This is a genomic window from Gabonibacter massiliensis (assembly GCA_001487125.1).
GTDB lineage: Bacteria > Bacteroidota > Bacteroidia > Bacteroidales > Marinifilaceae > Gabonibacter > Gabonibacter massiliensis.
In genome coordinates this window covers 726328-751387 of record LN913013.1, presented here as the reverse complement: position 1 = coordinate 751387, position 25060 = coordinate 726328, and the positions used below count along the sequence as shown (strand labels likewise).

Below are 25060 nucleotides of genomic sequence, written 5' to 3'. Positions count from 1 at the left end.
GACAGGAGAATCGTCTTCTCCTGTCTTCAAAGGAGATAAGTTTGCCGACTTGCTCCTTAGGTGTCTAATTTAACTATACAAATTTATGAAAAAAAGAAGAAAACTGTACAGACCTTTGCAAAAAAGGTGGTGTCGTAAGGTGCTATTATGTATGAAACCCCTTTGTTTATTTTTGTTAGTGTTCAATCTGGGATTGAATGCAGCGGTACATTCCCAAGATCAAAGAGTGAGTGTAAAATTGAAAGATGCCGGTATCGAAGAGTTGATTTCAGCTATAAAGAGTCAATGTGAGGTCGGTTTTTTGTATGACTATAATAAAGTGAAACGGGTTAATTCCATTACCGTTGATATGCAGAATGCTTTGCTAAAGGAGGTGTTGGATGCGGCGTTAAAGGGAACGGGCTTTAAGGCTGAAATAGAAAATGATATGATCATTATCAAAGAAGCGGTTGCGAAAGATGAAAAGAAAGAAGTTCGAATTGCCGGTAAAGTCATGGATGAGAAGAAGATTCCGCTTCCCGGTGTTGCAATTGTGATTAAAGGTACACATTTGGGAACTACTACAGGTGTAGACGGAAAGTATTCGTTGAGATTGCCGGATGTGAAAGATATTACATTGATATTTAAGTTTTTGGGGATGGAAACTCAGGAAATTAAATATACCGGACAAGATACGATTAACGTAACCATGAAGGAGGAAAAGCAGAGATTGAAAGATGTGGTTGTAACGGGATACAACACGATACGAAAGGAGAGTTTTACCGGAAACGTGACTAAGGTAACCAAGGAACAATTAATGAAGACCAATAATAAGAGTTTGATCGGGGCTCTTCAAATATTTGATCCTTCTGTTCGTTTGAAAGACAACTCGATTTGGGGGTCTGACCCTAATGCTTTACCCGAATTCAATATCCGGGGTGAGTCCAGTATTGCTATGGCAAAAGGTTTGGATGTGGAATATGCCAAAAAAACACAGCGGACCAACGTCCAGGATAACCCGAATCTTCCGGTCTTTATTTTGGATGGATTCGAGGCGTCCGCTCAAAAAATATACGATATGGATATGAACCGTATCGAGAGCGTGACAATTTTGAAAGATGCTGCTGCTACGGCTATGTACGGTTCGAGAGCTGCGAACGGTGTGATCGTTATTACGACTGTCGCTCCTCAACCCGGGGAGATGAGAATTACTTATAGTTTCACGGGTGAAGTGGTATTACCGGATTTATCCGATTACAATTTGTGTAATGCTGCTGAAAAGCTGGAAGTGGAGAGGTTGTCCGGAGTTTTTTCCGATGATGTGTACGGGGAGATGGAATATAATAAGAAATTGACGGAGGTGTTGCGGGGGGTAGATACGGACTGGTTGGCTCTTCCTTTACGTAATGTATTTAATCATAAACATAGTTTCTATTTGGAGGGCGGTGTCGAAAGTGTACGGTATGGTTTGGACTTCAATTATGATAGTAACGACGGAGCGATGAGAGGATCGTATCGTAGTCGTGCGGGAGCCGGCTTAACGGTGGATTTTCGTTACAAGGACAAACTTCAGATTCGTAATTATGTCTCTTACACGATGACTCGCTCGGAGGATTCACCGTACGGAACATTCAATGAATACGCCAATAAACAACCTTATCTTGCTTATAAAGGTGATGACGGTAAATTGTTGTCCCAATTGACGGACGGAACTACGAATCCCTTGTGGAAGACCACGTTGGAAAGTTATTCCGGAAAAGGACATATTTATGATTTAACCGATAATCTGGATATTAACTGGTATATTTTGGAAGGACTTCAGTTTAAGGGGCAGTTTAGTGTTACGAAAAATGATTCCAAAACCGAGTCTTTTAAGGATCCGGACGATCCCTCTTACCAGTATACGGCAATTAAAGAGAAAGGGCAATTGTCCCGTTCTTTGTCGACAGGATATAATTGGAATATAAACGCTATGTTTTATTATAATCGTGCTTTTGGTAAACATTTCGTTAATGCGACGATGGGGTTGAACATTAAGGAATCCAAAACGGAAGGTTATAATATGCTTTTTAAAGGATTCCAATTAGGAACGATGAATACTCCTGCCTTTGCGGCTACACAACCGGATAAAACGGATGTTTCCAGAAACCAAGACCGGTTATTTGCCTTTTTGGCTTCGGTGAATTATTCGTTGGATAATATCTATTTGTTGGACGCTTCTGTTCGTTTCGACGGTTCTTCTCAATTCGGGTCGGATAAGCGTTTTGCTCCTTTCTGGTCTGTCGGGCTCGGAGTAAATTTCCATAACTATAAATGGCTGCAAGATCACTGGCTTATAAGTACATTGAGGATTCGCGGATCTTACGGAAGTACGGGTAAGGTGAATTTCCAACCTTATACGGCCGTTACTACTTATGAAACGGATGCCGATAGCTGGTATTATACCGGTCCGGCGACTAAATTGGTTTATTTGGGAAATACGGATTTGACCTGGGAAAAGACAAATACATTGGATTTCGGTATTAACTTGGGATTTTTTAATGATCGTTATACTGTAGAGGCTAACTATTACCACAAGAAAACAAATGATTTGATCGATCAGGTAACCATTCGTTCTTCATCCGGTTTCGATCAATATTACACCAATTCGGGTAGTGTGGTAAATAAGGGATTCGAGGTGAATCTAAGCGCTACCGTGTTTCAGAATGATAAATGGGTAGTTACTTTAACCGGTAATATGGCGGGTAATAAGAATGAGATTACCTCTCTCGGTAAATCGACGGAAGAGTATAATAGAAAATTGAACGAAGAGTACGACTCCAGTTGGCCTTCTTATGGAAGAGAATTCATGGCTACACCTTTTACCCAGTATTATGTAGGAGCTTCGACCACCGCTATTTATGCCGTACGATCAGCGGGCATTGATCCGGCAAACGGTAAAGAGAAATTTATCAAGAAAAACGGAACCAGTTCTTATACTTGGTGTGCGGACGATCAGGTTGTCGTGGGAGATCAAAGTCCTACCGCTAACGGAACTTTTGGAATTAATGTGAATTATCGCGGATTTTACGTGAATGCTTATTTCTCTTACCAATGGGGCTCCCAGTCTTATAACGAAACTTTACGGGCAAAAGTGGAGAATGCTAATATAAAGGATAATAACGTGGATAAACGGGTTCTTTCACAGAGGTGGAAGAAACCGGGGGATATTGCGCCTTATATCGATTTGACTAATAATACGACAACCAAACCGACTTCGCGTTTGGTTCAGGATGATGATTATCTGACGTTTAGCAGTTTATCTGTCGGGTATGATTTCAAAAGAGAATTGTTGCAAAAAATTAGCTTGACCTCTCTTGGAATCCGGTTCAATGCAAATGATTTATGTAGGTGGTCAACAATAAAAGAAGAGCGGGGGACCAGTTATCCGTATGCTAAGAATTATAGTTTTACCATTAGTGTAGGTTTCTAATTTTTAAGATTAATCATATGAAAATTATAAATATAATAGTAGTATTGTCTGCTTTGACTCTTGCGTCTTGTGAGGAGTGGCTGGATTTGAAACCGGATACTCAGGCGACCGAAGAACAAGTTTTCTCAACATCGGCCGGATATCACTCCGTATTGAACGGATTATATAAATCTATGGGATCCTCTAATTTGTACGGGGTTGAATTGGCATTTGGAATGGTGGATTGTATGTCTCAGCAATATTCTTTGAAAATTGCCAACAACGTGACCAGTAGGCAACTGTATATCGACGCGGGAGATTTCAATTATACCAGCAGTTATTTAACACCGACGATTGAAGCCGTGTGGTTAGCAGCTTTTAATGTGATTGCCAATGCCAATAATCTGATACAAAATGTGGAAAACGCATCCGAGGATTTGTTTAAGGAGGGAAAGATGGAGAAAGATATGATCTTGGGTGAAGCTTATGCCTGTCGGGCTTTGATGCATTTTGATATGTTGCGTCTGTTTGCACCGGCGCCGGTACATGATGATAACCAGATATATGTTCCTTATGTCGATCGTTACCCGAATATTCAAGCGAGCGGTATAACCGTTACGCCTTTTTTGGAGAAAGTAATTACCGATCTGGAAAAAGGACGGGATCTGGTAAAAGAGTGGGATACTTCGGAGATCGGTGTCGGTTTGCAGATTACGGGTAAAGCTCGTTTTAATAATCAATTTTCTTTTGGAACCGTTATCTATGATGATTATTCGAACGGTTCAAAAATAGATGCTTTTTTTAAAGGAAGAGGCTATCGTTTGAATTATTATGCCATTACGGCATTGTTGGCCCGTGTATATCAATATGCCGGAAAGCATCTGGAGGCTTTTAATTGTGCCAAGGAGATTATGGATTTCCAAGTGAAAGATTACTACGGACTGCAATCTGCTTTTGGAAAGGATGATTACAATGGAATTCGTAGAGGCGATTGGGATTCCAAGACCGATTTGAAGGTTATCTCTAATTTGATTTTTGCCGTGTACAATGAAAAGGCGTATAACGACTTAGGCCTGGAGTATTTCTTTAAACGGGAATTTTATAGCGGTTCCTATCCGACGTGGTTGGTTATCAATCAAGATGTACAAAAGACATTTTATACCCGAGGAGGAGTTGATGAGTCTAAAACCGACTATCGCGCTCTCAATATGATCTTCTACGCGACTAACAGCAATGGGCAGTATCCGATTTCTGGAAAATGGTTTATCAGTGAGAACGAGGAAACCCGGGACGAAAATCTATGTGTTCTTCCCGTTATCCGGGCTACGGAAATGCGTTATATCATGGCTGAATATCATGCACGTAACGGAGACTTCGGTGAAGCTCAGAATATATTGAACGATATTCGGGAAAAGAGAGGATGTACGGAAAAAATAACGGTTGGTAGTTGGAACGATTTTGTAGATGAATTGATCAGAGATGCTCGTCGGGAATGGATTTCCGAAGGACAGCTTTTCTATCTGTACAAGCGTTTGGATGCTAATATCGATTTTGGAAAAAATGTTGTACGTCCGATGAGTCGGAGCGAGTATTTGGTACCGATTCCAAGTAACCAGAGTTTATAATTATTGATTGTAAAAATAGAAATTATGAAAAAGTATTTATTTCCACTTTCCATCTTAATAACCCTGTTCTTCTTTTCTTGTGATGAAGATAAGGTTTTGACATTCCATGATGGGCACGAAATATTTTTCGATAAGTTTTATATGAATGCCTTTTCTCCCGGAACGGAAGAAGCAGATTCCACGGTAACCTCTTTTTTCTTTTATCCGGAAGGAACGACGGACATAACGGTTCCTGTTGAAGTTCAGCTTTCAGGAACTCCTTTGACTTCTGAGATTAAGTTCGGATTGAGGGTCATAGAGGAGGAGACAACGGCTAATCCGAATGAATACGATTTGGATGATTTTTACGTTTTCCATACGAACACCATAGGAGAAGATGCTAAGGTGATAAAAGATACGATATATATCAAGTTGATTAAATCGGATCGTTTAGATGATCTACCGGAAGGTGTACGCCTTGTAGTAGAGTTGGTTCCGCCTGATGGCGTGGGCTTGGGACAGGTAGAACGCAGACGGGCGAAAATTATTATGACTTCAGTTGCGATGCAACCGGAGTGGTGGACACAGGAGGTCGTGGACGGATTGTTAGGAAAATATTCGCAAAAGAAATACCAGCTTTTCTTGAATAATATTGATAAAGAGGCTCGAATGGGGAAAGAGTTGATAGAAGAACATCCGGATGAGGCGATCAAATTGGTAATGGAATTTAAGGAGTGGTTGGCTGAACAGCCGATAGAGGACATTACCGACATTGATGGTAGTATAATCGAAGTTGCAATTTAATCTGATTAACAATGAATTCTATGAAAAATATAGTTTTATTAGGTTGTCTTCTTTTAGCATCTCTTTTGACTGGGTGTTTTAAAGACGAAGGTAATTATACATATAAAGATTTGGGACTCGCTCCGAAATGGATCATAGACCCGAATACCGAGCCGATACGAATCAACGGAACGCAAGGTGAAATGATGAAATTCATGCCTCAAGGCAAGGATTTTACTTTTGGTGAGGATTCTGTGGCAGCATTGGATATTTTCCGGTATGAATGGGAGGTCAACGGTACAATTATCTCGGAAGAGTCCAATTTCGAGATGAAAACGGATACCGTGATGGCAAGAGCGAATTTAAATAAAGCCGAAACAGGCGTAACCGGAATATTACGTATTATCAATAAACAAAATGGTATTACCTATATAGGAAGAGCTTATCTTGGGTTCCGGCCGAAATTTTATATCGGAAGTTTTGTCGTGGTGTCTGATAAAAATACGGATGCGACCAAATGTTCTTATTTCCGTTTGAAAACAAGATACGACGGTCCTAATTTGGTTTACGAGTATTTTATGGAAGATGATCTTTATTATCAAATGAATGGGGAAGATATTCCGGGTAAACCGCTTAAGATACGGAATTGTTTGGCACCGCATATTTCGTCTACTTCGGGAGCTTCTCTTATTACGACGACAGAAGGAGTATACCAGTTAAATAATGAGACGTTTACGATGTATACCGATATGAAAGACGAGTTTTTGAATGGAACTCCGGATAATTTTAAGCCGGCTGATGCGTTTGACAACTTGCGTCTTTCCTGTATCGCTACGCAAGACGGACGTATTTTCAAAAGACAAATGTCAGAGAATTATTTGACCGGAAAATACTTGTCGGATCCTTATTTTATTGATAGCAAGGGATATAAAGTAACTAAATTTAGTACTTACGTGTCCCGGGATCGTGAGCCTCTTTGTTTTGACGAGAAAAACAGAAGGGTATTGATTATCCAATCCGAAAATAATGGTATGAATGCCACAATACGTCCCTTGGTTAAGGGTGACGGAAATTATTATCCTTTTCCTCTTTGGGAGATTCCGGCCGATGTGGATGTAATACACTTGTGTCCGACTTATGATCGCAAAACTTATGTGTCCGGGAATGCTATTTATTACAATCAGGGAGGTAAAACCTACAAGTATGATTTCAGGTTTAGCTCTTCCGATATGAAAGTGTTGGAGAACACGGAGTCGGCTCCCGTTGCTTTACCGGTATATTTGACGTCGGAGGACATACTTATGACCTTCGGATGTTATTCCGGTCCTGCGAATAAAATGGTTTATGCTAAAGGCAATGAAATACATTGTATTAATTTCGGGGAGAATTATTCGGATAAACTATGGATCTCTGTCGATTCTAAAGTTACGGTACTACTATATACTGTTGTTTATAATAGTTATAAATATATGGTTGTCGGATGCGAGAATGGAGATGTTATGGTTTATGCTGTCGATAATGAGTTGCTTACTTATAGATTGGTATCGAAAGCGAATGTCGGAGGAAGAGTTGCGGGTATTAACGAAACCGGTTTCTATTATGGAGCGGATACCTTTTAATCACTATAATAAAGTAAATCTATTGTATGGAAGAATCAATCGTAAAAGTTGAGAATTTATCCCATCGTTACACGATCCAGTGGGCTGTGCGGGATATCAATTTCGAGATTACCCGGAACGGTATTTACGGTTTGCTCGGCTCCAACGGGGCCGGCAAATCCACTACCATGAATATCATGTGCGGTGTCTTGCGTCCGACGGAAGGAAACGTTTATATCAAGGGCGTGAGTATCCGGGAGAACCCTGTAGAGGCGAAACGCCATATCGGCTTTTTGCCCCAGACGCCGCCCTTGCACCCGGATTTGACGGTGACGGAGTACCTGGAGTATTGCGCGGGCTTGCGTCATGTCCCGGACAGCGAGATATCGACGGCCGTGAAGGAGGTTATGGGCAAGTGCGGGATCAGTCATTTCAACAAACGTTTGATCCGTAATCTCTCTGGCGGTTACCAGCAACGCGTGGGTATAGCGCAGGCCATCATCCACAACCCCGAGTTCGTTGTTTTGGACGAGCCGACGAACGGTCTGGACAGGAACCAGTCCGTGCAAATCCGTCACCTGATCAAGGAGATCGCGGAGGATCGCACCGTTGTGTTGTCGACGCATATCTTGTCAGAAGTTCAGGCGACTTGCGACTACATCCGTATGATCGAGCAGGGTAACCTTGTTTTCGCCGGAACGGTGGACGAGTTCGATAATTACATCATCCCGAACACGTTGGTAGTGACGCTGGTCGCCGCCCCGCCGGTAGAGGAGTTGCGTTCTATTCCTGGCGTGAGTGGAGTGGAAGAGCTGGGAGGGATGAAGTATCGTCTTCAGTACACGGATTTCCAAGAAGTTACGGAGCGACTCGTTGAGACGAGTGTCTCCCGGGGATGGAGATTGACGGAGGTTTACCAGGAGAAGAGTTCCTTGGATGCCGTTTTCGCCGAATTATCAAAGAAGTAATTTTAAAACACGTTTACAATGAAGACAATATACAAAATAGCGAAGACGGAATTACAAACGTTGTTCTACTCGCCGATCGCGTGGTTGATCCTGATCATCTTTACCTTTCAATGCAGCATGACCTTCTCTAATTTGATGGGGGGAATGGTACGTTCCGAATCTTTAGGTTACGGTAATTACAATGCAACCCTCGGTCTTTACAGCGGCATGCGCGGTCTGTTCACGGCCGTTCAATCTTACCTTTACCTTTACATCCCTTTGTTGACGATGAGCTTGATGAGCCGGGAGCTGGGTAGCGGTTCAATTAAATTACTATACTCCTCGCCGGTGACGAACTGGCAGATCATTCTCGGGAAATACGCCTCGATGATGGTGTACGCTCTCGTTTTGATCGGTGTATTGATGATTTATTCGATTTACGCGGCTTTCGCGGTTAAGGATCTGGATATTCCGGTAATTCTTTCGGGCATGTTGGGCTTGTACCTTTTGATTTGCGCTTACGCGGCGATCGGTTTGTTCATGTCGAGCTTGACCTCTTACCAGATCGTTGCCGCTGTCGGCACGTTGGCGATTTTAGCCGTTCTTTCTTACGTTAAAGGGTTGTGGCAAGAGATCGATCTGGTTCGCGATATTACTTTCTGGTTAGCCATAGACGGTCGAGCCGGAGAGTTCGTACGCGGTTTGATCTGCTCCGAGGACGTGATCTATTTCCTGATCGTGATCGGCTTGTTCCTGTTCATGGCGGTTATTCGCTTGCAGTCCCGCAGACAGAAGAGTTCGTGGGCGGTGAACTTCGGTAAATATGCCGGAGTATGGTTCGATTGCTGGAACGAGTTGCAGACGACTAATTTCGTTGATGACACGGCCCGTTTCAACCCGTCGAGTGGGGAGATGCAGAAAACGTTCGTGACGGCCTTGGCTTTATCGCGGAAGATAGGGGATAAAGAGCAACGCGTCATGATATTTGGCGATGCCGATTGTATCAGTAACGGGGAATTGGGAATCGGCCGAAAAGGTATCAGGGCTTCTAACTACTCGATTATACAAGGGGCCTTCTTCTGGTTATCGAACGAGGAAGTACCTATCGATGTACGTCGCCAGACACCGCCGGATAATAAAGTTTACCCGAGCGAGACCGGTATGTACATCACGAAAATTATCTTCATGGGAATATTGCCTGCTATTTTACTTTTCATAACTATATTTATATGGATCAGGAGAAGAGGGCGGTAATTCTAAAATGATGATTTATTTATTCACCGTTCGTTTACCGGATCGTTTTTTGGAAAACGACGGTGATTTTAAAAGAATTCTTGTTAGATTTTTATAAACCGAGGGGAAATTTGTAGTGTGTGACTACAACATCCAATGTAGTGTTGTGTTAATAGAGAGGTTGTCCGGAAACGGATGACCTCTCTTTGTGTTTAGAACAAATGAATGAAAATTTTAGTTTTAAACGGAAAATACATGGAGTACGATAAGTATTATTTTAAGAATAACTTATAATACGATAAAGAATATTTATGCATATATTGTAAAATAAACAAAAAACAAATAAAATTAATATTTCTAAAATGACTCATCCTGAGATAAGGTTTGTTGTGTCTTTATTAAAAGTTGTCATAGATATTGAAGTTTAACCTGTGTACTATTAAGAAAGGAGGCATATTATTAAGGTACCGAGAGTTTTTTATTTTATTGTTTCACACTAAATCTTAAACGTATGAAAAAAGTATTTTTTGGAAAAAAAGGTGTTTTTGTTATACTGATCGTCATTGTAAGTACTATTGTCGTTTTTGCTCAACAACAGACTGTTTCAGGAACGGTTGTAGATTCTTCAAATCAACCTATTATTGGGGCTAATGTAATGATTAAAGGAACTGCCACAGGTACTGTAACGGATATGAACGGAAGATTTTCTCTTAATGTACCTCCCGGATCAACTTTGGTTGTTTCTTATATAGGATGTGTAACCCAAGAAATATCTTCATTCGGGACTAATTTAAAAATAACCTTAAGAGACGACTCTGGTGATGGAGCAAATGATTATTGGGAAGCCGGGTATTTTTATTGTCGTTGTAAAAATGATAGCGGTGGAGGTAAAAATTGTTACGGGGGAAATGCCGTTTCGTTAAGGGCTAATTGTTATAAGGGAACAACGAGTATAAATTGTTCAACCTATAATGCGAATTGTCGGTAATAAACAAGGGAGGCGATTAAAAGCTTGGGTGGAATATACTCTAAGCTTTTAATGCCTTCTCAACGGAAAGAAAATATGAAAAACTCGTGTATTTTGATGTTGTTGCTCCTTGGAATCGGGTGTGAATGCGTTCAAATTCCAGAAGGAAAAAACAAAATTGCTTACGATATTGTTGAAAATTATTCCCGCAAAAATATCTCATATCATACGTCGTTGCTTTTGGATACGTTGTATTTTAGTGCAAAGCAGGCATCGATGGAAGGTGATTTTTTAATAAAAAACGATACTCTTTATTTTGTAGATCGGGTTTTGTCGTCTGTTTTGGTTTATGATAAAGAGGGGGTATACATTCGTTCTGCATTGGGTTTCGGGAGAGGAGAAAATGAAATACCCGGTTTAAACCAGATGACAACAACAGAGCGGGATCGTTTTATTATTTTGGATAAGCAATGGTTTATTTATCTTATAGATAGTAATCTGAATGTGGATTCAAAATTTTTTATTCGTTGGGATGGAGAGTTTATCGATAGCAGTAAATTTGGACACCCCGATCCCAATAATCCGAACATCTATGAGGTTGAGTATGGAAAAAATAAAATAGTTGCCTATGACGAGTACCTGTTTTTTCCGGTAGTAACCGAACACGTTAAATTCAATGCTTACGGGGAAGGGCATACTCCGCAATACTATTCGGAAAGCTTTAATTTGGCAAAACTCTCTTTAAAAAACGGGAGGATAGAACAGTTATTATGTAATTATCCACCCGTGTATAAACGCTATCGGTATCTTTCGAATTTTAAATATATATTGTTCGACCTGTATCGAGATAGTTTATTCTTTTCTTTTGAAGTAGATACGCTTGTTTATCGTATGAATATGAAGGATTCTACGGTGATTTCGTTTGGTAACAGCGGGGTGGATATGGATACAGCTTATCCGGAATTTCGAACCTTTGAAGATAGTGATATCCATTTTAGCGCGTGTCGTCAAAATTATGGCTACTATCGGTATTTGAAATGGATTCCGCAAACAAATGTTTTGTTTCGAGGTTATCAGAAACAAAAGGCTCCTTTTGAAGATGGTTTGCAGGTATACCGGAATTGCTGTCTTGTCGCTGATTTCAATGTCCCGCGTGGATTTGAAGTTATCGGGTATATCGCTCCCTGGTATTACGCCGGTGTTAAACCGGATTACGCGAATGAGAAGTTTATCATTTATCGTTTTAAGTTATGAGATTAAAAATAAACGTTTTAAGGTCGTTGCTGTGGTTTATATTCGAGTGTTGTGTTTGTGTTTTACATGCCGAATCGCTTCCTGATTCTTTAAGAGTACAGGTAACGAATACTTCTTCAGAACCCTTGTTCGGGGTGTATGTCGTTAACCCGAATAGACATTATCTTGTTACGACAACAGACGAGAAGGGGTATTGTTGTTTTTCAACCGGAGACATTTCTTTGCAGGATTCCATACGATTTTCGTATTTGGGTTATAAAGATTCTATCGTTGCCGTGCGGGATTTGGTGTCGATGGAACGATTGGCACTCTCCATGAAAATGGAGTTTTTACAGGAAGTGAACGTCGTGGGAATAAAGAGTGCCGATTTATTGGAAAAGGTAATGAAGGAATTACAGCCTGTTTCTCCCCAAAACAATATGAATTTTTACGGGAAAGCCCAGTACGCGAAAATAACGACCTGTTTTACCAAGGCTGTGGAATACAGACGGGAATTCGGTTTTTTTTTAACGTCGGGACATGTGAAGCAAAAAGAGAAGTGGGATTTGGACTATAAATTCGAATTTATTCCCGTCTATTCGGCAAGGAGTTTTAATCTGCTTCCTGACCGCTCGGATACATTGAGGACTCCGTATATTGAGTCGTCTTACAACGCGGAAAGCAAAAAGATTTTTCCGGCCTTGCGCGCTGTTTTTTTGTGGGGCCCGTTGTTTTCTAAGTTGAAATATTATGATATACAACCGATTGAATCGGATAGTAATTGCTATAAATTCGTGTTTTCCACGCGGGAAAAATATTATCCCCAGGATATAAAAATTTTCTGTAAGGGAGTTTTGTATATCGATAGGGACGATTTTAGGTTAAGAAGAATCGAGATCGATTACTTAGACTATCATTTTTATCGATTGACTAATTTAACGAGAACCTATGCCCCTTTTTCGACAAAAATGCAGATAGAGTTGGCCTATAACGAGGAAGGAGACGTGTATGTTCACTCGTGTCGACAAGAGACCGTTTGGAAACATAAATCGGATCAGACGGGATTCGGAAGTATAGAGATGCCCTCGAGGCGTAATCCGGAGAAAAATAGGTTGGTTGAAACAGAAGCTTTCCAATGTATGGCTTATCAGAGGATTCCGGCTTATGCCCAGATGCAGTTCTTACGGGAAAAAGCAGTTCTTGTTGCTTCATATCCTTTTGGAATATACGATACAAAAGCGTTTGAGGGGTTACCGGATTTACTCGATAGCGGTCAGGCTATTGCCGATTTGAGCGAGTATAAGGAGATCGAGGCTCAATTTTTACATCATGGTAATAAACCTTACTATCCGCGGAGTTATCTGACAACATTGAGACTGAATGGTATTACTCCCACGGTTCCTTTTGTTGTAAAGACAAAGAATGGATTACTAAGACTGTTTTTTAAATAATAAACGCGATGAGAGTTATTGTCATATGGATTCTAACGAGTCTGTTTTTTTCTTGCCAGAGCAACGAAAAGAGAATGGAGAAAAATATACAGAAAGAATGGAGGGGAAAAAAGATTGCCTTTCCCACCACGTTAGAAGCGAAATTTTTAGGTGAAGATACAACGTGTAATGATTTATTAAATAAATGCTATTCTATTTTAGTATACGTGGATTCGAACGAGTGTTCGGAATGCAGGCTTCAATTGTACGAGTGGTACAAAAAGATAACAGAGATTCGGGCCTATTCGGATTCTCTTGCATTTTTGTTTGTCGCGCATGTAGAAAATCCCAAGCAGGTTGTTATTCTGTCTAAGCAAAATAATTTTAGATATCCCATTTTTTTCGATAAGAAAGGGGTGATGGGAAAATTAAATAAGTTTCCTGATAGTTACCAGTTTAAGACGTTTTTGTTGAATGAAAAGAAAGAAGTTGTTTTGATGGGAACGCCTATCGGGAACGATGAGCTGTGGCGTTTGTATAAAGAGGTTATTATCAGTGGAATAAAAGGAAAATGATATGAAAAATCGAACGATTGTATGTATCGCTTGGCAGGAGTACCGTTTACTTTGGCGTAACCGGGTGTTCCGGTTATTGGCAATTTCACTGTGGGTACTTGTTTTTTGTTGTCAATATGTATTTCAAGGTGATCTTGCCAGCCTTTGGTTTATGTTGGCCTTACCTTCTTCCATGCCTTTTGTAAATGCGTATCTTGTAAGTGTTTTTCAATCGTTTCTGGTTCTGTTTTCCGTGTGTGAATGGAGAGCGTCGGAGAGGCAGGCGGATAGTCTGGAAGCAATAAGGGTACGTCCGGTTGGTAATGCGGAATATTTGTGCGGGAAGGCGATCGGTGTGGTAATGACGGTTGTGGTAGTACAGTTCGTTTCGATAATGACGGTATTCATGTTGAATCTGTTCGGTAGCGATTCTCCTTTTGGGGGATGGGCGTATTTGTTTTATTGGTTGACGCTTTCGTTTCCGGCTTTGGTATTTTGCACCGGTTTATCGATGGGTATTACCGGATTATTCAGGAAGCAGGGAATTGCCTTGTCGGTGCTGATTCTTTTTTTGATCGCGACCTATTGGTGGCTTCCTGGAGTGGCATACGGGATTTTAGATTTTATAGCAACGGATTTACCGAACGTGTTTTCTGATGTAGTCGGGCATGTCGGGTTGGGGAATTACCTGTTGCATCGCTTTGTGTTCCTGTCGTGGGGTATCGGCATATGTTTGTGGGCTGTTGGAAAGGAAAGACGATTGCCGAATCGGACTGGAGACCCTGTAGGAGTTGTGGCGATAGGGAGAGGGGTGGTGTTGTTTGGTATATTGTGCGGGATTTTTTATTTGTATCCTTACGAAGAGACGAATCGGGTCCGAGATCGTTATTTAGAGACAGGGAAAAAGTACGGTAAGGAGCGTTTTATTCGTGTCGTCCGGCATGATTTACAGGTAGAGCAGACAGGTGACAGGATAGAAGCCCGTAGCGGATTGTCCGTGGTAAACTGCGGAAATAAGCCTGTTTTGCGTTTTGCGTTGTATTTGAATCCGGGGTTGGATATTACCCGTTTTTCGGATAAAAAGGGAAGGGCAGTCAAGTTCAGTCGGGAGAATCAGGCTGTGATGGTCGATTGCCCGTTAGGGAGTGGGGACACGGTATTCTTTTATTTGGAATACAGGGGAAAAATAGATGAACGGGTATGTTATTTAGACGTGGAAAAGGAAGCGTATTGGAAAAGAACGTGGCGGAATTGTCCGTTGCGTTTTGGAAAGCGCTATGCTTTCATCGGGGATCGTTATACCTTATTGACCCCGGAGACGATCTGGTATCCGGTAGCTGTTCCGCCCGTGAATTTGTCATCTGTTTATGTGTCTTCGAAAGATTTTACGGATTTTCGTTTACGGGTTGTGGATTCAGGAAAACGAACCGTGATTTCTCAGGGTGAATCACGACGGAAAGGGGATACGGTATATTTTCGAAACGAGCAGAGTTTGACGGGATTGACGTTGTGCATGGGTACTTACGAGAGCAAAACGTTAAAAGTGGACTCCGTTAATTTCGAGCTTTATTATTTTAAGGGACATGATCACGTGATGTCTTTGTACGAGGGGATGCCGGAAGAGATGTTGCGGAAAGCGATAAAGGAGCAAGAGAATAAATTTCCCTCCTATCCTTTTCGTAAGTTTGTATTATTAGAGACGCCTGTTTCTCTCGGGACGGAGGATCGTAATTGGAAAACCGGAAGTGAGTTCGTTCAGCCGGAAATCGTGATGTTTCCGGAAAGATGGGTGACCAATCAAGTAATGTATGTCGAACGTTCCGTGATGATGATGGACAGCCACAGGCGGGAATTTATCGGGGCGGTAGAGGATAAGACGAACGGGGAGTATTTTTTGGATTTATTGCAGTCGAGTTTAAAACACCCCTTTGCTCATTACAGGGATAAAAATATTTTTATGACGTTTTTCCCTTGGGGTGGGAGACAAAAAATCGTGATGAACCGACAGTGGGTATCTCCCTTGTTTTTCAATTACCTCCACGCTGTTTTTTCAACGGAATATCCGGTAATAGACAGGGCGTTATTCACCATGTCGAACAGGAAAAAGGCTATAAGAGCTAATTTTTCCGGGAATGAAGCAGCGCTTAGAGCTACTCGTTATTTAGAGAAGTGTAGTTTTGAAGAGGCTTTACGTGACGAATCTCTTTCAACAGAGGTATTGGAAATGATTATTCAATTGAAAGTGGACTATTTGATAGATTACATTGCGTTAAAAGTTCCTTTGGAGCGATTTTACGATTTTTGGGCAAGGTTTGAAACGAGGCATATTTTTCAGGAGTTTGCTTTGGAAACGTTATGCGACGAAATGAAATCCGAGTTGGGAATTGACTTGATAGGGGTACTGCCGGATTGGTACCGACAATGCGGGATTCCTTCCTATCTGGTAAAAGATGTCGGAAAGGATAAAATACTCGTTGACGGAGAAGAAAAATATCGCGTACGGTTTAAGATATTTAACACGAGTACCACAGATGGAATTATACGTTTGACTATTTCCGACAGGGAAAATAAAGGCGTTGATTATTGTTATCGTATTCCGGCCGGAAGTTGTAAAGAGATTAAAAATGTGGTAGATTATCCGCCCGTGTATTCCCTGAATTTGAATTTATCTCGCAACTTTCCGGCGGGTTATGATGAATTGTTGTTGTTTACGGATGCTACAGAAGTTACGGATACTGCTTGTGGAGTTTTTGATATTGATAAACGTCTTTTTCAGCCGGATTCCAATGAACTTATCGTGGATAATGAAGATCCGGGATTCCGTTTGATAGAACCGGATAGACGACGGGGGGAATTTACCTCTACTGAAGAGGAGGAAAAAAAATACGTTTACGCGGATGAAATATTAATGGCTGTTAAAAGTAAATTACCGCTTCGTTGGACCTATTGTATGGGGACTCGGATGTATGGTGATGTGATCCGGAGTTCGGTTTATAAAAAGGCGGGAAACGGGAGCTGTAAAGCCGAGTGGAGAGTTGATTTACCCGAGGAAGGAAAATATGAGGTTTGGGTTTATATCGGGTACCGTCAGGTGCGTTACACGGGAGAGGCTGTTCAATACTACGAGTTATCGAGTCGGGACGGGAATCAGAACATTGTTTTACGAACCAATATGCAGGAAGAGACGGGATGGTTTTCTTTAGGAGAGTTTAATTTGAGTGCAGGGGAGAATCGGGTCGTTTTAAGTGATCGGGGAGCAGATAAAGAACAAGTGGTTTATGCCGATGCGGTTAAATGGGTTCGGAAAGGAAAACGATAGGTTTTGATGAATCTGAATGATTGGTAGTATGATAATCCGGTTGAATTTCGACCGGATTTTTTTGTAAAATAATCGAGTGTAGTTATCGCGTGGGATTATTTACGATGTACATGATAAACGGTAGTAATGAATATACGGTTGTATTACATCTTTGTGTGTTAATATTGGAGTTTTTAGTGATAATCTTTGTATATTTATAATATATATTTATTTTTGACTTCTCGGTTCTAATTAAATCTTTTGAAGAAATTACGGACGGGTGTGAAATAGCGGTTATATTACAGGAGTTTATATGGGGATATATACGGTTAAAAATTATTCGGACGACAGTGAATTACTGAATCTGTTAAAATCGGGAAAAGTTTCCGCTTTCGTGCATATTTACACCATGTATTACGATTCGTTATTGGATTATGCTTTTAGATTGTTGCGAGATAGGGAAGCGGCTCGGGATGTGGTTCAGCAAGTATATTATAAAATATGGGAAGGTCGGGAAGCTCTATCCATCGTTTTTTCGGTTAAGACTTATCTTTTTAAATCGGTTTATAATCGAAGTTTAAATACATTGGCTCATAAAAAGAATATTCAAAAGTATGAGCAAGAGCACTCTGCGGATGTTTATTACTCCACGGTTATCCAGCTACCGGAAGCAGAAGTGTTATTGCGTCGCTCTGATATCGAAAAGGCCGTACGGGAAGTCGTGGCGACGTTGCCGGAGAAATGTAGAGAAGTTTTTACCTTAAGTAAGATCGATGGATTAAAAAACAGGGAAATTGCCGAGAAATTAATTATTTCCGAGAAAACCGTAAAACGTCATATCTCCATCGCTTTGAGTCGATTGCGGGAAAGGTTGGATTATTTGTTGCAAATTATTTTATTTTTTTTAATTTCTTATTGGGACTAAAACTATTTTCAACTGTCTTTAAGATATGAAGACAGAAAAGATAGATTCCGAAAACTTTGATATAGATGAGATATTAGTTTGTATCTTAATGGAGTGTGCGAGTCAGGAAGAGGTCGTTTATTTTTTGGAATGGATGAAGCGAGAGGAGAACCGGATTTATTTCGATAAATTTAAAAAAGTATGGCACCTGACTTCGAGGATAGAAGTGGACCGGGAATGCTTCAACGACGGGTTAAAAGAGTATTGTCGATTTATGAAATCCCAGCGGTCGGAACGTCGTGCGGGATGGTTGTGGCGTATAGCCTCGGTTGCTGCAGTCGGATTGATCGCTATGGTTTTGGTCGGATGGCCCCGGATGCCCGAAGAGATAACTTTATCGGAAAACGATTTGGAAATACGTCAGGCTACAGAGATCGTTTTAACCTTATCTGACGGGCGAAAAATAAGTATGACTCGGGATACGCTCTCCTTGCCGGGAGAGATAAAGGAATCCATTCGGCTTCATAAGATCAATCCCCGGGAAATCGTGTACGGGGTAAGTGATCCCTTGGAAGAAGCGGTATATTTTGAAAAAATTTACAATGAGATTACCGTACCCTCGGGAGAACGTTTTACCGTTCAATTGTCCGATGGGACCAAAGCGTGGATCAATTCCGAAAGTTCGATTCGTTATCCGGTCTGTTTCGGGAAAGATAAAAGAGAGGTTGAAGTTAGGGGAAATGTCTATTTTGAGGTGGCGAAAGACTCGTCCTGTCCCTTTATTGCTGTTGCCAGGGAGATGAGAACCGAGGTATTGGGAACCTCTTTCGAGGTGAATACATACGGAGATCATGGCCGGGTGAGCGTTACTCTCGTGGAGGGAAGTGTAAAGGTATATGCCGGAGAACGCACCTTCATGATTCGGCCCGATCAACAGTTCCTGTTTGATACGTGTAACGGGAGAATGGAGATCGCAGAAGTGAAAGCGGTAGATAAAGTGAGATGGAAAGACGGCATGCTTGTTATCGATGACGAGCCATTCGACGAGCTGGTCCGGAAATTGGAACGTTGGTACGGGATACGAATTGTGAATGAAACGGGAATTATTTTCGATCAATCCTTCCGGGGAATATTTGAAAAGAAAGATGATATTGGAGTTGTCATGCATTCCATGTGTAAGAATCTAAATATTAATTACGATATCGAAGGAGACCGGATTATTTTGAAAAGATAAGAAAAGGAGTATCTCCTGTGCCTCCAACACGATTAGATACTCCCGGCGTTAAGCGATATATTTATTATAAACCTAACATTACAAAGCTATGAAAAAAAAGCGATGTTTTTTGTTCGTGTCAATAAAATTTATCTGTAAGCTATTTTTATTGACTTTTTTAGGGGTAAGTTCGTTATGCCTGTCGGCAGAAGGTCGTCCGGTAGAACCCCAGCGGGTGACTTTAAACCTGAAAAAAGTATCTCTTTCCGTGTTGATTCAAGAGATAGAGAAACAAACCTCCTACAAATTTTTTTATAATGACGAGCAGGAGAGGTCTATAGCGGAAATCTCTGTTTCGGTAACGAACGAGACGGTGGAAAAGGTATTGGAAAAGGTATTTGCAGGGACAGAATACACTTATGAAATATCCGGAAACCAAATTATCGTGTTTCGAAGGGATACTGAAAATGTCTCTGAAAAAGAGAAGAAAATTCGAATTTTGGGGAAGGTGACCGATGAAAAGGGTGTTTCCATTCCCGGGGTGACCGTGTTGCTAAAGGGGACGACCTTGGGGACGGCCACCGATAAGGATGGAAAATACGTTTTGACCTTGCCTTATATGGAAAAATTTTCTTTGCTGTATTCTTTTGTCGGAATGGAGTCCCGGGAGATTAAATATGCGGGGAAGGATACCATTAACGTGGTGTTAAAAGAGGATATGAAGCAGGTCGATGAAGTGGTGGTGACCGGTTATGCGAATATCAGGAAAGAGAGTTTTACCGGTAACGCGGTAACGGTGAGTAAGGATCAGTTACTAAAAGCCAATAATAAAAATGTGATTGCCGCTCTTCAGGTTTTCGATCCCTCGTTTCGTATCCGGGAAAATTCCATTTGGGGCTCCGATCCGAATGCTTTACCCGAATTTAACATCCGCGGAGAATCCAGTATCGCTATGACGAAGGGATTGGATGTGGAAGATGCCAAAAGGACGCAACGAACCAGTCTAAAGGATAATCCGAATTTACCGATTTTTATTTTGGACGGTTTCGAGGCAAGCGTGCAAAAGATTTACGATATGGACATGAACCGTATCGAGAGCATAACGATTCTAAAGGATGCTGCCGCCACCGCCATGTATGGTTCCCGTGCTGCCAACGGGGTGGTTGTCGTTACAACCGTGGCTCCGAAAATGGGAGAAATGCGTGTGACATATAATTTTAACGGAGGAGTGGAATTGCCTGATCTGTCGGATTATAATCTTTGTAATGCGGCTGAAAAGTTGGAGATAGAGCGTTTAATGGGGCAATACACGACAAAGGATCCAGATTTGCAGGCATTAAAGGATATAGAGTATAATACGATACTGCAACGAGTTTTGCGGGGAGTTGATACGGATTGGTTGGCTCAACCTTTGCGGAATGTATTCAATCACAAACATAGTATAAGTATAGAGGGGGGAGAAAAGAGTATGCGATACGGTATAAACTTGAATTACGACAGCAACGAGGGGGTAATGATCGGTTCCCGCAGAACCCGGGCCGGAGCCGGATTGACGCTGGATTTCAGAAGCAAAGAGTGGTTGCAGATTCGAAATGATATCTCGTACAATTCCACCTCTTCGGAAGATTCACCTTACGGTAACTTCAGTACTTATACGACGTTACAGCCTTATTATGAAATTTATGATGATAAGGGAGAGTTGGTAAAAGAGTTAATAGGGGTAGGTTTTGATAAAAAGAAAAATCCGTTGTGGTCTGTCAAAAATTTAAAAAGTTATAGCGGTAGAGTACGTTCCAACGATCTTACCGATAATTTGAGTGTCAATCTATTTATTACGAACGGATTCCAGTTTAAAGGGCAATTCAGTATCACCAAGACTAATTCGACAAATGAATCTTTTACGGATCCGAAGGATGTTTTTTTTGAACGGAAACCGGAAAAAGAGCGAGGAACCTTATCCCGGTCTCTTTCCAACGGGTATAACTGGAATCTAAACGCGATGTTCTACTTTAACAGACAATTCGGAAAACATTTTATTAATGCTATGGCGGGTATTAATGCCACGGAGTCCTATTCCGAATCTACAAGTATGCTGTTTGAAGGTTTTACGGTAGGAAACCTGAACAAACCGGCCGATGCAGCCGACCAGCCGAAAAAATCGGATGTATCCTCCTCTGAGAGTCGATTGTTCGGTCTTTTGGCTATGGCAAATTATTCCTATAATGATGTTTATTTGCTGGATGGTTCTTATCGCTTGGACGGTTCTTCCCAATTCGGTTCGGACAAACGATTTGCTCCCTTCTGGTCTTTCGGTGCCGGAATTAATTTTCATAATTACAGTTGGTTAAAGGACCATTGGTTGATCAACACGTTACGGGTTCGTGGTTCGTACGGAAGTACGGGTAAAGTGAATTTCCCCGCTTATGCCGCAATTGCTACTTTTCAATCGGATAAGGATAATTGGTATTACACGGGTCCGGCTAATTCGTTGGTATATCTCGGTAATCCGGATTTAACCTGGGAGACGACAAGAACGTTGGACGTCGGAATAACTGTTAGCTTTTTGAATAATAAGTTTTATTTATCGGGTAGTTATTACCGTAAAAAAACAGTGGATTTGATCGATGAAGTGACGATTCAAAGTTCTTCCGGATTCGGTACTTATAAATCGAATAGCGGATCGGTACTGAACAAGGGATTTGAACTCAATATAAATGCAACGCTTTATCGGGATCGGGATTGGAATGTGGTCGTGAATGCCAACTTAGCTTCCAATAAGAATACGATTGTAGAGTTGGGTGAGTCTTCCAAGGAGTATAACAAGAGGGTTCTTGAAAATTATGATTCCGATTGGTCCGGTTATGAAGGTCTTGTGACTACACCTTTGATTATGTATTACGAGGGGGCTTCCACCACGGCGATTTATGCCGTGCGTTCGGCGGGAATCGATCCGGCAAACGGAAGGGAGAAATTTATAAAAAAAGGAGGGACGACTACTTATACCTGGAATGCGAATGATCAGGTCGTAGTCGGTGATAAACTTCCGGATGCTCAGGGAAGTTTCGGGATAAACGTGGGATTTCGAGGGTTTTATCTGAATGCTTCTTTCTTGTACCAGTGGGGGGCACAAACTTATAATTCCACCCTGTTGAATAAAGTGGAAAATGCAGATGTCGCCGGTTCCAACGTGGATAAGCGGGTACTTTCGCAAAGGTGGATGAAGGTGGGAGATATTGCACCTTTCTATGATATAAAAAATACGACGATCACGAAACCGACCTCTCGCTTTGTACAGGATTACAATTTTTTGAATTTTTCGGGTTTATCCATGGGATATGATTTCGATCAGATGCTAATAAAAAAGATTCGATTGAGATCTTTGGGGATTAGTTTTAATGCCAATGACATATGCCGTTGGTCGACAGTAAAGGAAGAACGGGGAACAAGCTATCCCTATGCAAAGAATTATAGTTTCACGGTAAGTGTGGGTTTTTAATTAAAAAAACAATGTTATGAAAATCTATATTATTATACTAATGCTGTTGTCTTCTCTTTTCTTTACCTCTTGCGAGGATTGGTTGAGCCTTCAGCCGGAGGGACAAACGACAGAAGAGCAATTGTTTAAGACGGGAGACGGATATCGGACCGTACTGAACGGGTTATACAAATCAATGGCGGCTCGTGATCTATATGGTGGAGAGCTCTGCTTCAGTATGGTGGATTGTATCTCTCAGCAATACAATCTGGAGTTAATGGTGAAAGGGTACCCTTATACTCAAAAACATATTGCTGCCGGTGCTTTTATTTATGACGATATTTATGTGCGTCCGATAATTGAAAGAATTTGGAAATCGGCATTTAATATTATAGCCAATGCCAATAGTTTGATCCAAAATACAGAATCTGCTCCTTCGGATCTGTTTGCAAAGGGAGAGACGGAGCGGAAAATGATCCTCGGGGAAGCTTACGCTTGCCGGGCGCTGATGCATTTCGATCTGTTGCGTTTGTTTGCTCCCGCCCGGGTAAACGATGATAAAAAGGTTTATGTCCCTTACGTGGAGAATTATCCTGATATTCATGCCTCTCGGATTTCAGTGGAACCGTTTTTAGAAAAGGTGATAGCCGACTTAAAGCAGGCTCGTGAATTGGTGGCGGAATTCGATACTTCAGATTTGGGAAAAGGTGTTAGTTCCGCGGGAAAAACTCGTTTTTACAATGAATTTAAGTGGGACGTGCCGGGATATAACGATTATTCGGTAGAGTCTTTTTTTAAAGGACGGGGGTATCGGTTAAGTTATTACGCTATTACTGCTCTTTTGTCGAGAGTGTATCAATATGCCGGTAGAGACGACGATGCTTTTAAAGCGGCGGAAGAAGTGATGACGTATGAATTGAAGACAACCTATAGTAAGTATCCTTTTTTCTCTATAGATGATTATAGCGAGGTTAGGACAACGGTCCAATTCGAGTCGAAAAGAAATTTGAAGATAGTCTCTAACCTGATTTTTGCGGTTTATAATGAAAAGGCTTACGAAGACTATAATTTACGTAATTGTTTTTGGAAAGATAATACTGGAGGAATCCGTTGGTTGATTATAAATCTTGAAGCGCAAAAGACATTTTATACTTCTGACGGTTTAAAAAACGAATTCGATCAGGATTACCGTTCTTCGGCCATGATTTTTTATCCTCAGGGTGATAGTCGCTTTCCGGTATCGGGTAAATGGTATATAAGTGATAACGAAGAGGTCCGGGATAAAAATATTACAATTATGCCCGTGATTCGTTCCACGGAGATGCGTTATATTATGGCCGAGTATTATGCCCGGAAAGGCAATTTTGGAGAAGCCCAAAATATCTTGAACCAGATTCGTCAGAATAGGGGGTGTACGGAATCGGTTAAGGTGACCGATTGGAACTCTTTTATAAGAGAACTGATCTGTGATGCCCGAAGAGAGTGGATTTCGGAAGGACAACTTTTTTATCTGTACAAGCGGTTGAATGCTGCTATCGATTTTGGCAGGGGTGTTGTGCGTCCCTTGAGTCGAGGTGAGTATTTGCTTCCTATTCCAGACGATCAGATTTTATAATTTTTAAATATATGAATCATGAAAAAATATTTGTTTAGCCTATTCCTGTTTATCGCTATTGTTTTTTACGCTTGTAGCAAGCAGGAGACTACACTGTTTCAGGATGAGCATGAGATTTATTTCAAAAAGTTTTATATTAATGAGATACATCCAGGAACGGCAGAAGCAGATTCCACGGTGGTTTCCTTTTTCTTTTATCCGACCGGAACACAAGATGCGCATGTCGAGTTGGTCGTAAATCTATCCGGAACACTTTTGACTTCCGATATTCCTTTCGGGGTAAAGGTGATTCCGGAAGAGACCACTGCTAATCCCGATGAATATGATTTGGATGAGACCTATACCTTTCACGCGAATACAGCAGGAGAGAATGCTACGGAAATATTGGATACCCTTCGGATTAGATTACACCGGAGTGAGCGGTTGGATAAAATGTCCGAGGGGGTAAAATTAGTCGTGGAATTAGTTCCCAATGACAAGGTACGCTTAGGACAGGTCGAGCGGAGACGGGCCAAGGTGATTATAACTACAGTGGCCGAACAACCGGATTGGTGGAGTAAGGAGGTCGAGGTTAACTTATTGGGTACGTATTCACCGAAAAAGTATAAATTGTTTTTAGATCACGTGGATAAAAAAGCCGAAATGAACACGGATTTAATTAAAAAACATCCCGATCAGGCCATTCGTCTGGCTATGTTGTTTAAACAGTGGTTGAATGATCAGAGTCCTGCCATCACGGAAGAGGACGGAACCTTAATGAGTGTACCACTTTAAAA

15 protein-coding genes and 1 pseudogene are annotated in these 25060 nt (G+C 41.3%); all 16 read left to right on the top strand.

Going from position 1 to position 25060, the window contains the following annotated elements; genetic code table 11:
• Nucleotides 1-85 precede the first annotated feature (85 nt).
• Nucleotides 86-3451: a SusC/RagA family TonB-linked outer membrane protein gene (locus BN3283_RS07440; RefSeq protein WP_070807465.1), complete on the top strand. Its 3366-nt coding sequence runs from the start codon at nt 86-88 to the stop codon at nt 3449-3451.
• A gap of 17 nt (nt 3452-3468) precedes the next feature.
• Nucleotides 3469-5055 (top strand): RagB/SusD family nutrient uptake outer membrane protein, encoded by a 1587-nt coding sequence (locus BN3283_RS07435; RefSeq protein ID WP_059026233.1) that lies wholly within the window; start codon nt 3469-3471, stop codon nt 5053-5055.
• Between the two features lie 24 nt (nt 5056-5079).
• The gene (locus tag BN3283_RS07430) at nt 5080-5838 is read left to right on the top strand and encodes a DUF4843 domain-containing protein (protein ID WP_059026232.1); all 759 of its coding nucleotides are present in this window, start codon (nt 5080-5082) and stop codon (nt 5836-5838) included.
• A gap of 20 nt (nt 5839-5858) precedes the next feature.
• Nucleotides 5859-7436: a PKD-like family lipoprotein gene (locus tag BN3283_RS07425; protein WP_160289622.1), complete on the top strand. Its 1578-nt coding sequence runs from the start codon at nt 5859-5861 to the stop codon at nt 7434-7436.
• Nucleotides 7437-7462: 26 nt separating this feature from the next.
• A complete protein-coding gene (locus tag BN3283_RS07420; RefSeq protein WP_059026231.1) occupies nt 7463-8383 on the top strand; it encodes an ABC transporter ATP-binding protein in 921 nt (306 codons plus the stop codon).
• 18 nt (nt 8384-8401) lie between these two features.
• A pseudogene (locus BN3283_RS07415) lies at nt 8402-9196 on the top strand (ABC transporter permease); the annotation flags it as partial.
• A gap of 910 nt (nt 9197-10106) precedes the next feature.
• Nucleotides 10107-10583 (top strand): carboxypeptidase-like regulatory domain-containing protein, encoded by a 477-nt coding sequence (locus BN3283_RS07410; protein ID WP_041501975.1) that lies wholly within the window; start codon nt 10107-10109, stop codon nt 10581-10583.
• 75 nt (nt 10584-10658) lie between these two features.
• Entirely contained in the window at nt 10659-11816 is a 1158-nt protein-coding gene (locus BN3283_RS07405; RefSeq protein ID WP_147625556.1) for a hypothetical protein, read from the top strand.
• Nucleotides 11813-13246, top strand: a complete 1434-nt coding sequence (locus tag BN3283_RS07400) for a peptidase associated/transthyretin-like domain-containing protein (RefSeq protein ID WP_059026228.1) — start codon at nt 11813-11815, stop codon at nt 13244-13246. Before BN3283_RS07405 ends, BN3283_RS07400 begins: the two co-directional genes overlap by 4 nt.
• Before the next feature lie 8 nt (nt 13247-13254).
• Entirely contained in the window at nt 13255-13800 is a 546-nt protein-coding gene (locus BN3283_RS07395; protein WP_147625555.1) for a hypothetical protein, read from the top strand.
• A 1-nt stretch (nt 13801) separates the two neighbouring features.
• Nucleotides 13802-17098 carry a golvesin C-terminal-like domain-containing protein gene (locus BN3283_RS07390; protein ID WP_059026226.1) on the top strand — a complete coding sequence of 1099 codons (3297 nt, stop codon included), beginning with the start codon at nt 13802-13804 and terminating at the stop codon, nt 17096-17098.
• A gap of 292 nt (nt 17099-17390) precedes the next feature.
• Nucleotides 17391-18002, top strand: coding sequence for an RNA polymerase sigma-70 factor (locus BN3283_RS07385; protein ID WP_059026225.1), 612 nt, complete (start codon nt 17391-17393; stop codon nt 18000-18002).
• Nucleotides 18003-18027: 25 nt separating this feature from the next.
• Complete coding sequence (locus BN3283_RS07380) at nt 18028-19215, top strand: FecR family protein (protein ID WP_059026224.1); 1188 nt, start codon at nt 18028-18030, stop codon at nt 19213-19215.
• Between the two features lie 88 nt (nt 19216-19303).
• Complete coding sequence (locus BN3283_RS07375) at nt 19304-22690, top strand: SusC/RagA family TonB-linked outer membrane protein (protein ID WP_059026223.1); 3387 nt, start codon at nt 19304-19306, stop codon at nt 22688-22690.
• Between the two features lie 16 nt (nt 22691-22706).
• On the top strand, nt 22707-24284 hold the full coding sequence (locus BN3283_RS07370) for a RagB/SusD family nutrient uptake outer membrane protein (protein WP_059026222.1): 1578 nt from the start codon (nt 22707-22709) through the stop codon (nt 24282-24284).
• 18 nt (nt 24285-24302) lie between these two features.
• Nucleotides 24303-25058 (top strand): DUF4843 domain-containing protein, encoded by a 756-nt coding sequence (locus BN3283_RS07365; protein WP_059026221.1) that lies wholly within the window; start codon nt 24303-24305, stop codon nt 25056-25058.
• Nucleotides 25059-25060 lie beyond the last annotated feature (2 nt).